The organism is Amylibacter sp. SFDW26 (assembly GCF_009184395.1).
In the GTDB taxonomy this organism is placed as follows: domain Bacteria; phylum Pseudomonadota; class Alphaproteobacteria; order Rhodobacterales; family Rhodobacteraceae; genus Amylibacter.
The window spans coordinates 1,035,453-1,047,680 of sequence record NZ_WEIC01000001.1 but is presented as its reverse complement, the minus strand read 5'-3'; the positions used below and the strand labels follow the sequence as shown (position 1 = coordinate 1,047,680).

Below are 12,228 nucleotides of genomic sequence, written 5' to 3'. Positions count from 1 at the left end.
TATGCGCAGGGACCTTCCAGAACGATCTTTAAAGGAGCAGAAGCATATTGCGGCTGTGGCGGATATGTTGCGTGAGGCATCAGAAGATAAGGCCAGCCATATTATTCTGTTTGGATCATTTGCGCGTGGTGATTGGGTCTATGACATCACGCAGTATAACAATGGTCAGTATATCTATGCCTCTGATCTGGATTTTTTGGTGGTCACCAAGGCCAAGAAATATGGCAAAGGGTCCAGTGGGCAGCGGTTTGAAAGTCATTTGAACGACACGTTGAAGTTCTACAAAGATCGGTTGAAACATACGCCCAATGTGATTGTGGAAGCTTACGAAGACCTGAACAAGCGATTGGAACAAAAGCATTATTTTTACACGGATATCGTGAATGAAGGGGTGCTGTTTTATGAGGCAGAGGATTATCCGCTGTCGGGGCCACGGGATTTGGATGTGGCTGAGCGGCGTGAGGTTGCCCAAGAGCATTATGATGTTTGGTTTGATAAAAGCAGATTGTTTTTAAAAGATAGCCAGCGTCAATTGGACGATAATGAAAACAATCAATCAGCATTTTATTTACACCAAGCAGCAGAAAACCTGCTGACCTGTGCTGTTTTGGTTTTGACGGATGAGCGTCCTAAAACCCATGATCTGGCAAAACTTTGGAACCGTTGTAAGGGGCGCGACAATGCCTTTACCGAGATTTTCAATCTGGGCGATCCGTGGCAAGCCAACTGTTTCAAACTGCTGCGCGATGCCTATATCGAGGCACGTTATAAAAAAGAATACAGCATCGAGGCCGATCAGCTGCGCTATCTGATCGACCGCGTTACCGTGCTGCGTGATGTGACGGATCGCGTGTGCAAGGATTATATTGCGGGTTTAGGCGCGGATTAAAGTGCGCTGCGTCAAAATGGTGAAGTGACTATTTTAGTTATCTTTGTAGGTTTTTTGTTAATTTTCAAAAGCTTGATATTGGATTTTGATAATAAAAGGGGACCTCAATGCTACGTTATTTTTTCCACTCACTGACAGCTGTTGTGCTGACCATTTTTCCGATGACGGTAATGGCTGCCGAAAGTATGAAGCTTAATCCCAATGCTGTTGTTCTATTTCAAGAGATGCCTGACCCCGTTGATAGGCCAAAAGAATACCGTGGTGACAGGTTATGGGGAATGAGTTTTTGTCCCGTAAATAGCAAAAAAGGGTTCGCAGTGCTTTGTAAGGGCAAAGTCAGTTATGGCTTTAGAGAAACGTTCTTACGCCAGAGAACTAAATTGTCTCGGAAACACTTTGATGCGTTTAGGGTGAATGGGTACCGATATGCTATAAATTGGGAAGAACCAAAGGGTAAGGGCTTGTACGCATTTACATATGGGACATTTGTAGCCAATACTTATTGGCCGCACGATCGTACATGGGTTGCCAATTTTGCACCTGGCGTTGTTGTTATCCGATCTGGTCGTGAGGGAAACCGCGCTGCTGCCATTAAAAGAGCAAAGGCTATGATGGTGCAGCAGTATGGTGAGATTGCTCATAAGATGAAATATGAGGTTCTGAAAATGGTAAGCGTATCTTGTGATAAGAAAGCTAACGTCCTGCAAAAAAACTGCGTTATAAAGTGATCGTGTTGGTGGTTGCTTTATAGAACAGTCAATAAGGTGCCTTTCAATTTGTAACGTTTTCTTCTAGGTGATTTCTAAATACGAAAATTACCCATGGCCTTCACCACACTTCAAACCTGTGCAAATAATGTTGTGAGCTTTGAACTGCTGCGCGATGTGACGGATCGGGTGTATCGCGATTATATTGCGGGGTTGGACGCGGGGTAAATTTTTTGTGAATGCCGCCGTGCTCTTTGGGGTGTTTTTATAGCTTTCGTTGCTTTTTACTTTATATTACGGTGCCATTGATTCATCTAAAATTTATCATCTAAATCATTGTAAAGAAAAGGTTTTATATGTTTGCGATGTTACGTGAAATGAATGGTGTTGTGAAAGCCGCTGCTGCGGTTTCTTTGCTTGGGCTTTCTATATGGGGCGGTAGTGTTTTTATGACTATTTCGAAAGCGGCGGATTACAGTGGGAAAATATGCGATCACAATTGGTGGCAAACTGTATCGCGTGATGCGTTTGCGGATGTGCCTTTGGATCGTTTGGATGTGAACCAGATTTGTGAATACGGTGACACACCGTTGGGCATCGCTGTTACATATGAAAAACCTTATGCGGTTCGTGCGCTTCTTGCGGCGGGGGCTGATGTGAATAAGGTTTTATATGATAATGCTTCTGCGTTGATGTATGCGGCTGAAACGGAGAACTTTTCTTCGCAGATTGTGGATGTGCTGCTGGAGGCGGGGGCGGATGCGCTTATGCGTCGTAAAGACGGTAAGACGGCTTTGGTGATTGCGATTGAGCAATTGGGTTTTGGTGTAGACCAAAACGTATCTGACAAGTTTAGAAAAGCTAGAAAAGCGCTTGGATTAGATCAAAATCAGTCTTTTGAGATTGTACAGGCTCTTTTGGATGCTGGGTCTGATCCGAATGTGCGCTTTGGCACAAATGGTTCTACGCCGCTGGATTTTGCAATTTTTAAGAACCGCAAGGATGTGGTCGCTGCTTTGATTGATGCAGGCGCAGATGTGAATGCAAAACCAACAGGGGCTAATGATCCGCCGTTACTTAATAATCTTGCTATCAGAGAAGCCAACGATGATCTTATTGCATTGCTGATTTCTGCGGGTGCAGATGTGAATGCGCGCGACGCTGACGGCGATAGCCCTTTGATGGAAGCGGCATCAGAGGATCGTGCTTCGGTTGTGAAACTCTTATTGGATGCTGGTGCTCAGGTTGATTTGCAGGATGAGCATGATCGATCTGCCCTTATTTTGGCTGCTAGCAGGGCTTCCTCTGAGGTTGTTTCGCTTTTGGCGGATGCTGGTGCCGATCTTGAGATGAAAGACGGTAATGGCTTTACGGCTTTTCTGCATGCAGCCTATGATGGTAAAGTCGAAAATATGCGGTTGCTTGCTGGTTTGGGTGCGGACATTGATGCAGGTGATAATTGGGGGCGGACCGCTTTGATATTGGCGGCGTCTTTTGGGCGTTATCCTGATGCTGTTTTGGCTTTGCTGGATTTGGGTGTTGATGCATCCACACGAACTGACGATGGGGATAATGCGTTGGATGTTGCGCTGAAATCAAGAAATTATCGGGATGATGAAATCCAGTTAAGCGATGCAGTTTTGGCCGAATTGAAAAGGGCGGTGCACTCTGGTCGTTGAGCTTTTGTCTGCCCGTTTTTCTATGAGCTTGTAGCTCTTGTGATTGTTTTGCCTACTACAGAAATTCTTATGGCTGTGCTGCTCGATATTGCCGATCGGGTGTATCGCGAGATTGGTTTAACGCTCGTGTGCGTATCTTGTGTGTGGAAAGCAGCGCGCATAATCCAATGTGATATCGTCGAACAATTGTTCGTGGTGATTTGTCCTGTCTGATGTGGGGGCTGGGGCAACCTGCCATGATGTTCCGATCAATTGCTGCAATGTCATACCATTTTTGTTCATAATGAAACTCCTACTTACTATAGGTTTATCAAAGACCATCTTAGGGTGTTTTTACAGTTGCTCAGAAGTATAGTTGGTGCGCATTTGGGTAGTTTGGGTATTCTGTTGGAATATTGGGGCGGTTATATTGCCCGTTGGGGTGAGATGTGAAACAAAGTTTGGAACATAAGTTTAATAGGGGGAAATATACGTGTTTTTGAAATGTTTGGCCGCTACGGGGCTATTGCTGTCTGTTGCAACATCGAGTTTTGCAAAGGATTTAGGTAATCCGAACTCGGTTGTTTATGTTCAGGAAATTCGCAACACGTTTCAGGTGGTGTTCAACACCTATTGCCCTATGCGTGCGGATCGTAGGTTTTCCAATTTTTGCAAACGCGCGGACAGTTATCGTTTTGGCAAAGCGATCCTCAATCCGAACACGGATTGGGTGAAGGAAACAGACTATAAGTATATGGTGCAATGGATGCCTGCTAAGACGGGCACATATGCTTGGGTGACGGCGCAGGGCGGAAATTTCACGGCTTCGATCAAGAACGAAACGCTTCTTGCGAATTTTGCACCGAAGACGGTGGTTGTTGAATCGTTTTTCACCAAAGGAAGCAAGGCTGAACGCGCCGCTGTTATCGCGCGTGTGAAAGCGATGCTTAAGAAGAAATATGGGGCAGTGGCGGATCAGATGAAATATCGCCATGTTCAGGCGGCAGCTGTGGAGTGTGTGAAACGGCGCAAGGCGCCGAAAGATGGTTTGAACTGTCGTTTGCGGTAACTTTAGCTTGCCGCTTTGCTGATCGCTTTGCCTGCTGTTGAGATATCTTTGCCGATACCTTGAGCTGTGCCGCAAGCGGTGATGCCCAATAGGGCGGCGATGATGGTGATGCGTGTTAGTTTTGCAGTCATAGTGTGTATCCTTCTTGTCTCAGTTGGATGTTAGGATAGTGATAGTTTCCGTGCAAACTTTATCTGTGCTTTTATAGGCAATCAGTCGCTTATTTCTAGGATTTCGTGCTGAGTGCCACTTGTTCAAAGATTGCATTGCAGATGTTTTGTTTCTCGATTTTGAAAAACTTGCGCGCGGCGCGTTTGTTGGGATGGAATGGATCTTTGACGGCACCTGATTTTTTCAAGCGGAAGTGCTTTTTATTTCCAAGATTTGCCGCGATGGATTGCGGGGTAAGACCTTCGACAAACGTGCAGCGGTTGCCTGTTTCGGCGAAGGCTGCTTTGATGTTCTTTTGCGCACGTAATCGGTCATCATTGACCTTTTTCTTATAGGCAGGGGCCGTGGTCATGAAGATGCACGGCGTGTCTTTGGGCAGGTGTTTGATGGTGGCTTTTACATCTGTAACAGCGGCTGACTTGCTTTTGGCCCATGTGCCAGAGGAGTTGCCAAGGAATGAGAGTACCAGAAGTTTGGGGTCATAGTAGTTGTCTTTGAACATAGCTTCAAAAGGGGACAGGCCCTTTTTGCAGAACTGATATTGTTTGCCTTGGCCGATTTGGATGAAGACGTTTTTGGCGTTTTTCTTGGCGACAGTGCCGTATGAACCAGCGTTTACTTTCCATGTTGGGTCAACATCACAAACGGATCCTTTGGGTTTGCCGCTGCGGGCTGTCCATGAATGCAATGACGTGGAACGTACGCCGATGACAGCAACAGATTGCGCGCCAAGTTTTTCCAGATCGCGCAGCTGTTTTTTGTTTGGAGAGCAGTTTTGTTTGATGTTTTGGAAGAAATCCAAAAAGGCTGGGCCAGAGCCAAATGTGATTTGTGAATCGCCCAAGACCAATATGTCAGGCTTTTTGAAGCTGTCAGCATTTGCAAATGATGTAGCTGTTGCAGTACACATTAGAGTTGCCGTTAAAATGCGAAGTGCTTTTTGGTGTAAGCTGTGTCTTATCGTTGATGTCAACGGAGGCCTCGTTATGCGTGATTGGATTAGGGCACTTTAACGATATTTTCCTGATCAAGTGAAATGAAATTTTTGTCAGGATTATTGGGCGTTTGTTACAGGATTTCACCAAGGGATAAAGAATGCGTGAGGGGGGGTATCTTGTGTGAAAATTCATCGTAGTATCTGGTCAATCAAATTTAACTGGTGAAACTTAAAGGATATAGATCATGAAACTTCTCCCAGCATTTGCCTTTGTTGCAATGACACTTCCTGCGGTTGCTTTTGCAGGCCCACAATATTTAGACAAAACAGGTTATGCTGTTTCTGGTTATGATGTTGTTGAATATTTTAACTTGAAACAAAATGCAGTTGGTCAAGATCAGCCAAAAGGTATTCCAGGTAAATCTAAATACACAGCTGAATATAACGGTTCTAAATGGGCGTTTGCATCTAAAAAGAACCGCGACAAATTCTTAGCAAACCCAGCTGCTTATGCACCACAATATGATGGTCACTGTGCTTATGGTGTTGCGCAGGGTGGTAAAATCCCAGGCAATCCAAACCTATGGCGTATTCGCGATGGTAAATTGTATCTGAACGTAACCAAAGATGTTGTTGGTTTCTGGGAGCAAGACATTCCAGGTAACTTGAAGAAATCAACAAAGAACTGGACAAAGATTGAGCCAAAAGCAGCAACAAAGAATAAAATTCCATTCTTTACATCTGCTGCACCTCTATAAGGTATAAGATGTTTGACTGGGGTGTTTTGGCACCCCAGTTTGTTTTTTAAGAGCTATAAATGCCAATGGATATAAAGAGTAAGTTTATGAATCGTCGTGTTCTGATTGTGGGTGCTATTGGCGCTATTGCCGTTGGCAGCATTGCTTGGAGTGAAGCAACAAAGTTGCCTTTTAAAGGGGATGCTATTTCGCCATCTCAAGCTCACGAATATGCAACATCGGGACAAATCGTATTGATCGATATTCGCCGACCTGATGAATGGAATAAGACTGGCAGTGGTCAAGGGGCTAGCCGTTTAGACATGCGTCGCCAAGATTTTATAACTGAGCTCGATAAGATTGTAGGGGGTGACCGTTCTAAGCCTGTTGCCTTGATTTGCGCGCGTGGTGTGCGTTCCAACCGTATGAGCCAACATTTGATAAATGCAGGGTATACAAATATCATTGATGTGCCTGAAGGTATGCTTGGGTCGCAAGCTGGCCCTGGCTGGTTAAAACGCGGCCTGCCAGTGGTGCACTAAATTTAAGGAACAACGATGTTTTCTGTTATGTGGAAGACGGCAGCCATTACTGCTGTGACCTCTGGTGCCGCAATTGCGGATTGTGTGGATTTACAAGACGTTTGTGAGATTCCATCTGGTACGTATCATATTCAATTACCCGAAAATCACTCATCCAATACACCGACCGTTTTTTTTCTGCATGGATATGGTAGTAGTGGTCAAGCAAGTATTGGGAATAAACGTATCGTAGAACCATTGTTGGAACGTGGCTATGCGGTTATTGCACCGAATGCTTTAAAACGTGAAGGGCGCAATGCGCGGGCATGGAATTTTCATCCTGACTATCACCATCAACGTAACGAAGCTGCGTTTTTCAAGGACGTAAAAGAAGACGCTGTAAAACGATTTGGTATAGATCAAGATAATATGATGTTGGCTGGATTTTCTATAGGCGGGTCTATGACAGCTTATGTGGGGTGTAATAATCCTGAATTATTTAAGGCTTACGCCCCTGTTAGCGGCAATTTCTGGCGCCCACATCCAGTAGAGTGTAAAGCACCTGTAAAGTTGTTTCACACACACGGATGGCGGGACAGTACTGTTCCATTAGAAGGGCGCCATATCACAGCGGAATTTCAGCAAGGTGATGTGTTTTATGCCATGAACATATGGCGGCAAACCAACCAATGTGTGCAACCGCGTGCCAATAAATTCTCAACCACGGATAACTTTATGCGCCGTAAATGGGTGGATTGTGATCCAAATAGCGCTTTAGAATTCGCGCTATTCCCAGGGGGACATACTGTGCCTAATGGCTGGGCTGATATGATTTTGGATTGGGCCGAAGCACTTCCCGAATAGTTTATTCCGCAGGCATCTTAGACGATGCATCTAAAGCTTTACTAATTTGTGTCCGGTAGCGTTGTGCCAATACGATTACATGTGGTGCTGATAGTTCATCTGGCGTGCCTAATTGTTTGCTGGACCAGCGTTTGCGGGTTAAATTCACACCGCTTAGAGCCGAAAATTGAATCGCGCCAGCAAGACTGATTGCGATTGGTAAAAGCCATAATGATACGAGGTTATTCGCCATGCCTATAAGTAATGCGGTACCCGTGACCGTTTCAATAATGTGGAACTTAATGAGTGTTCCGATTGGATAATCACCGCCATTACGTTTTTGTGGGTTCCAACCATCGCTAAAGCCTAGGAAATAGCGCAAGACAGCCACCGATTGTTGGATCATCAAGATTGGGGCATATATTATGGATGTAACCAATTCTATCATTACAGAGATTAAGAATTGTACGCCGCCGCCATAGGATTTACGCAGATTTGAGCTGGCCCAAATGACAGCAGCACCAATGATTTTGGGCGCCAAAAGCATACCGTACATGAACAGCAGGATCAGCAGACTGTTGACGTTGCTTATATGTGGCCAAATTGGCATTGTTGGGTTTGTATCACTGAAATAGCTGATGACGTTTTCATTTTGACCATTGCTAAGCAATGCCCAGAAGGCCAACAATATGAACCAAGCGGGAGAAAGAAGGTAACTGATTGCACCGTGTAACATGTGAAAACGCGATGTGGCATGTAGGCCAGCAGCATGTAAGATACGCAAATGTTGAAGGTTACCTTGACACCAACGTCTGTCGCGCAGGGCAAAGTCGATCAATGTGGCAGGTGTTTCTTCGTAACTGCCCTGGATACGCGGTAGAAAACGAACAGCCCAACCAGCACGGCGCAATAAACCAGCTTCTACGAAGTCATGGGACATAATCAGGGTTTCTTTGCCGCTAAGAGATTTTAAATGCGGTAAGCCGGCACAAGACGCAAACGCAGCGGTACGAATGATTGCGTTATGGCCCCAATAGTTGGCTTCGCGATTGGTCCAAAGAGATAAACCTTCTGCCAGCAATCGCCCGTAAGTGACATTTGAGAATTGCTGCATACGCGCGAAAAGTGTCTTAGCGCCAAACAAGCTTGGTGCGGATTGTATCAAACCAACGGAAGGGTCATTTGCCATTTCATTAGAAAGTGCAAGTATGGCCTCGCCCGTCATTAAGCTGTCTGCGTCCAAAACGAGCATTGCATCAGACGTGCCACCCCAACCTTCGATCCAATCAGTAAGATTGCCAGTTTTGCGATCCGTATTTTGGCTGCGACGGCGGTAATAAAGTTGCGCGCCTTCTGGGAAAGACGATTGCAATGTTGCCATTGCATGCAACTCTTGTTCTGCAATTTCAGGGTCTTGTGTGTCGCTTAGGATAAATAGCGAAAAATCGTGTTGAGTGTCTGTACCTTGCAGTTCATCCCACATAGCGGCTGCGTTGCCGAATACTTCTGAAGGAGTTTCATTATATATAGGCACCAATAGGGCGACGTCTAATGAGTGAGTGCTGTTCAGTTTTGGCGTTTCAGTCTTGCGCTTCAAAAACAGGTTTAACAGTCCTATTGATGCAGTGCTGACGGAAAGAGATATCCAGAAAAATGTAAGTCCAACCATAGCGATTAGGAAAAATTCAACGTAGCCTAAGCCACCTGTTGAAAGCCAATCGGTGAAAGCTGTGAGCAATAATAGTGTTGTTAGTATAGCAGGGCCAAAAATGGCATATTTCCATATTTTGGATGCAGGTGCTGCCTGCCAATCTGGGGCTGCAGCATCGCGGTATGGTTTGCGAAAATCTTGTTCAGGCATGCCAAGGGGCTTGCGTTTGGGCATTAATGGATATGTCTGTTTGGCCTGTGTCATTATGCTGTCCACCTATAAAGCCAAACTTCGGTAATAGTTTTGCCTGCCACTAGTAATTGCGCGCGCAACTCCGTTGAATTTGCATCAGCTGGATCGAAGGTGAAGGCTAAGCGAACGCCGCCTGTATCTGGGTTGCGTTGTAAAATACCTTCGCTGATTTCGCCAGCACTTGAACTTGCGTGAATGGTGACGGTGTCTAAGTCTTCGGGGATTGCGAGGTTTTTCTCGAAATCAATAGTGGTTATGTATCCACCTGTAAAACGTGTACCCATACGGGTGTTTAAAACACGGGCGACAGGTTTACCTGATAAGGGTTCACCGCCCCAACTGAGGCGATATTGAAAGCTATGTGATCCACCAGCAGGGATTGGTGCGCGCGGGCGCCAATAGGCTACGATGTTGTCGTAAATTTCACGGTCCGCAGGAATCTCTATCAATGTGACAGATCCTTTGCCCCAGTTTTCCCCAGGTTCAACCCATAGGCCAGGACGCTTGTGATAGAGTGCTTCCAGATCTGCGTAATCAGAGAAACCTTGTGGGCGCTGCATTAAACCAAACCCTTTGGGAGTATCATCAACAAAACTGCTCACTTGTAGAGTTGTTGGATTTGCCAAGGCTCGCCATAAAGTTTCGCCAGCACCGTTTTGGATTAATAGCCCGTCTGAATCGTGTACGGCAGGGCGAAAATCGTTAAAACGCGAACGATTGGTTTCATCGAACAAGAACATGCTGGTTAATGGGCCCAGACCTATGTTGTTTAATTCGGTACGTGTAAAGATATGTGCGGCCACATCCATGACGGTTGTATCGCCAGCGCGGATTGTAAAGCTATAAAGGCCAGCTACAGAAGGGCTGTCCATCATGGCGTGAATGATGATGCTTGTGTCATCTGCTGATGGGCGCTCAATCCAGAAGCGTGTGAAATCTGGGAATTCTTCGCCGCGTGGGTCAGCCGTATTTATGGCAAGTCCGCGTGCGGAGAGACCATAGTTTTGATCTTTGGCTATGGCACGGAAATAGTTGGAGCCTTGCATCACGAAGAATTCTTCGAATTTACCTTCGGTGACCATTTCTGTGCGCAGGCGAAAACCAGAATATCCTAGTGTTTCATTTAATGGCAGTTCAGGGGCGTTTTCCTGTTTTTTGAATAGATCATAATCAAAGCCTAACTTCTTGGCCGTGGCATCTTCGACGATGTTCACTTCAACAGGGTGTGGGAAGTACAGGCCTGGGTGAAAGAAATCTACATGAACTGGACTGTCTGTATCACGCCATAAGGCTTTTTTGGTGTTGAATTGGATCAGGCGGTATTCGTCGTATGATAGATCCAACCATTCTTGTGGAACCTTCTGGCGTTCCTGATATGGATTGGCAGCCAATTCACGTGCTTCTTCTAATAAAGCTTCGCGAGAAAATGGGCTTTCAGCGATTACCATAGGAGCCGCGATTGCTTTGCTGCCTGCTACGGCGGCGAAACTTGCAAGGGCTGATATGAAGCTGCGTCTATGCATTAATACTTAAACCTTTTTTGCGCGCCACGGTTGGGATTTAATCCATGCGACGAAATAAGCGACTAGAATGATTGTTGCCATACCAAGGAAATTTACCATTGTCGTCTTGAAGGTTGAGCGACCCATCTGATCCAGCAGGAAACCGCTGAAACGCGCGAAAACCATAGAGAAAACAAACACTGCCAAGGATTGCTGGCCGACCTTCATGATGATCGCAATGATCTTTGCCCACAATACAGACAGGCCTTCCTTGCTGGTGACGATAAGGCGTTTACCGCCTTCGCCTGCAATCACCCAGCCTAGATAGGCAAGAGATAGGAATTGTACATATCGTAGAATGCCAAAAGCTGACTTATCGAAGAACTGTTTGTTAGCAACGCGCCAGTCGATCACCCAATTACTTTCAAAAGCGCCGAACCATTCGCGGTTGATTGCGCGAACACCAATGTTTGACAAAGGGATGTTTGCGATGACGATGATCGCTGCAAGTGCAATTAACCATTTGTTAACGGGTGGGGCAGGTATCCAACCGCACATTAGTGCAAAACCAGTGAAGAAGACGAGTTGCCAACCGAACGGATTAAAGAACCAGCGACGCTCAGACCATGGTTCTGCTGGTAAGTTTAAGGCAAAATCACCTAATCCATGTTTTGTAAGAATAAGGCGTTGAGCAAATACCCATACGATAACTACGAAAGCCGCTACCAACCATAGGTTTACGCGAGACAAGGCCATGATTAATGGCATCATCACGAGGATGACCATATACATTGGCAAAATGTCGAAATAATTCGGCACATATGTTAGGGTGAAAAGGCCAACTAGGTTTTCTTGGGCATCTCTAAAGAATGGGGTCAGGTTAAGTGATCCTGTGTAGTCTTTATTAAATAATCCTGTGCTGTCCCAAAAACTGAGCATCATCGCGATTGCAAAGAACATGGCGATGTGCGCCCAATAAACTTGCCACACACGGTATCCGACGCGTGCTGTGCCCAAAACCCAGCCCGCGCGATCAAATGTACGGCCAAAAGCAATAGCGGATGCCATGCCTGAGCAAAATACGAACATTTCCGTTGCATCAGAGAACCCCCAACGTGCTGGTATCCAGCTGGTAAAGAAATTACCGGGGGTATGAGCAAACAAAATAATAAACATCGCGATGCCGCGATAGAAATCTAAACGCGGATCGCGAATGGTTGCTGTTGGTGCAACTGTTGGGCCCGCAGGTGTCGTTTTTAAGCTCATACGTGTTCTTCTAACTTAATGATTT

Annotated in this window: 13 protein-coding genes; 7 read left to right on the top strand and 6 right to left on the bottom strand. The window is 45.7% G+C overall.

All coding sequences use genetic code 11. From position 1 onward, the window contains the following. Position 1 precedes the first annotated feature (1 nt). The 3 genes from F9L33_RS05255 to F9L33_RS05245 all read left to right on the top strand — a co-directional run bounded on the left by F9L33_RS05255 (position 2) and on the right by F9L33_RS05245 (position 3,275). Positions 2–889 (top strand): HEPN domain-containing protein, encoded by an 888-nt coding sequence (locus F9L33_RS05255; protein ID WP_152141663.1) that lies wholly within the window; start codon positions 2–4, stop codon positions 887–889. Between the two features lie 107 nt (positions 890–996). Beyond that, complete coding sequence (locus F9L33_RS05250; protein ID WP_152141662.1) at positions 997–1,617, top strand: hypothetical protein; 621 nt, start codon at positions 997–999, stop codon at positions 1,615–1,617. Between the two features lie 335 nt (positions 1,618–1,952). After that, the gene (locus tag F9L33_RS05245) at positions 1,953–3,275 is read left to right on the top strand and encodes an ankyrin repeat domain-containing protein (protein WP_152141661.1); all 1,323 of its coding nucleotides are present in this window, start codon (positions 1,953–1,955) and stop codon (positions 3,273–3,275) included. Positions 3,276–3,392: 117 nt separating this feature from the next. Here F9L33_RS05245 and F9L33_RS15730 read toward each other — a convergent pair whose 3' ends face one another. After that, positions 3,393–3,557, bottom strand: coding sequence for a hypothetical protein (locus F9L33_RS15730; protein WP_193221973.1), 165 nt, complete (start codon positions 3,555–3,557; stop codon positions 3,393–3,395). A gap of 190 nt (positions 3,558–3,747) precedes the next feature. Between F9L33_RS15730 and F9L33_RS05240 the strand changes: the two genes are divergently transcribed. Further along, a complete protein-coding gene (locus F9L33_RS05240; RefSeq protein ID WP_152141660.1) occupies positions 3,748–4,323 on the top strand; it encodes a hypothetical protein in 576 nt (191 codons plus the stop codon). Positions 4,324–4,325: 2 nt separating this feature from the next. Here F9L33_RS05240 and F9L33_RS05235 read toward each other — a convergent pair whose 3' ends face one another. Further along, positions 4,326–4,454, bottom strand: a complete 129-nt coding sequence (locus tag F9L33_RS05235) for an entericidin A/B family lipoprotein (protein ID WP_152141659.1) — start codon at positions 4,452–4,454, stop codon at positions 4,326–4,328. A gap of 95 nt (positions 4,455–4,549) precedes the next feature. After that, positions 4,550–5,467: an SGNH/GDSL hydrolase family protein gene (locus tag F9L33_RS05230; RefSeq protein ID WP_152141658.1), complete on the bottom strand. Its 918-nt coding sequence runs from the start codon at positions 5,465–5,467 to the stop codon at positions 4,550–4,552. Between the two features lie 209 nt (positions 5,468–5,676). On the opposite strand from F9L33_RS05230, the gene F9L33_RS05225 reads away from it, so the two are divergent. The 3 genes from F9L33_RS05225 to F9L33_RS05215 all read left to right on the top strand — a co-directional run bounded on the left by F9L33_RS05225 (position 5,677) and on the right by F9L33_RS05215 (position 7,553). Further along, complete coding sequence (locus F9L33_RS05225; protein WP_152141657.1) at positions 5,677–6,189, top strand: YHS domain-containing (seleno)protein; 513 nt, start codon at positions 5,677–5,679, stop codon at positions 6,187–6,189. A gap of 86 nt (positions 6,190–6,275) precedes the next feature. Beyond that, on the top strand, positions 6,276–6,710 hold the full coding sequence (locus tag F9L33_RS05220; protein ID WP_226803956.1) for a rhodanese-like domain-containing protein: 435 nt from the start codon (positions 6,276–6,278) through the stop codon (positions 6,708–6,710). Positions 6,711–6,725: 15 nt separating this feature from the next. After that, positions 6,726–7,553 (top strand): PHB depolymerase family esterase, encoded by an 828-nt coding sequence (locus F9L33_RS05215; RefSeq protein WP_226803954.1) that lies wholly within the window; start codon positions 6,726–6,728, stop codon positions 7,551–7,553. 1 nt (position 7,554) lies between these two features. Here the strand turns inward: F9L33_RS05215 and mdoH are convergent, their stop codons facing one another. From mdoH to F9L33_RS05200, 3 genes are read right to left on the bottom strand one after another with little or no spacing between them, the layout of a single operon-like run. Beyond that, entirely contained in the window at positions 7,555–9,447 is a 1,893-nt protein-coding gene (gene mdoH, locus F9L33_RS05210) for a glucans biosynthesis glucosyltransferase MdoH (protein ID WP_226803952.1), read from the bottom strand. Then, entirely contained in the window at positions 9,447–10,958 is a 1,512-nt protein-coding gene (locus F9L33_RS05205; RefSeq protein WP_152141655.1) for a glucan biosynthesis protein, read from the bottom strand. Before F9L33_RS05205 ends, mdoH begins: the two co-directional genes overlap by 1 nt. Positions 10,959–10,964: 6 nt before the next feature. Next, positions 10,965–12,203 (bottom strand): OpgC family protein, encoded by a 1,239-nt coding sequence (locus tag F9L33_RS05200; protein WP_152141654.1) that lies wholly within the window; start codon positions 12,201–12,203, stop codon positions 10,965–10,967. Positions 12,204–12,228: the final 25 nt, after the last annotated feature.

Bases quoted from the DNA above. Each gene is read 5' to 3' on its own strand.
- F9L33_RS05255 (WP_152141663.1), top strand. From the start codon at position 2: ATGCGCAGGGACCTTCCAGAACGATCTTTAAAGGAGCAGAAGCATATT.
- F9L33_RS05250 (WP_152141662.1), top strand. From the start codon at position 997: ATGCTACGTTATTTTTTCCACTCACTGACAGCTGTTGTGCTGACCATT.
- F9L33_RS05245 (WP_152141661.1), top strand. From the start codon at position 1,953: ATGTTTGCGATGTTACGTGAAATGAATGGTGTTGTGAAAGCCGCTGCT.
- F9L33_RS15730 (WP_193221973.1), bottom strand. From the start codon at position 3,557: ATGAACAAAAATGGTATGACATTGCAGCAATTGATCGGAACATCATGG.
- F9L33_RS05235 (WP_152141659.1), bottom strand. From the start codon at position 4,454: ATGACTGCAAAACTAACACGCATCACCATCATCGCCGCCCTATTGGGC.
- F9L33_RS05225 (WP_152141657.1), top strand. From the start codon at position 5,677: ATGAAACTTCTCCCAGCATTTGCCTTTGTTGCAATGACACTTCCTGCG.
- F9L33_RS05220 (WP_226803956.1), top strand. From the start codon at position 6,276: ATGAATCGTCGTGTTCTGATTGTGGGTGCTATTGGCGCTATTGCCGTT.
- F9L33_RS05215 (WP_226803954.1), top strand. From the start codon at position 6,726: ATGTTTTCTGTTATGTGGAAGACGGCAGCCATTACTGCTGTGACCTCT.
- mdoH (WP_226803952.1), bottom strand. From the start codon at position 9,447: ATGACACAGGCCAAACAGACATATCCATTAATGCCCAAACGCAAGCCC.
- F9L33_RS05205 (WP_152141655.1), bottom strand. From the start codon at position 10,958: ATGCATAGACGCAGCTTCATATCAGCCCTTGCAAGTTTCGCCGCCGTA.
- F9L33_RS05200 (WP_152141654.1), bottom strand. From the start codon at position 12,203: ATGAGCTTAAAAACGACACCTGCGGGCCCAACAGTTGCACCAACAGCA.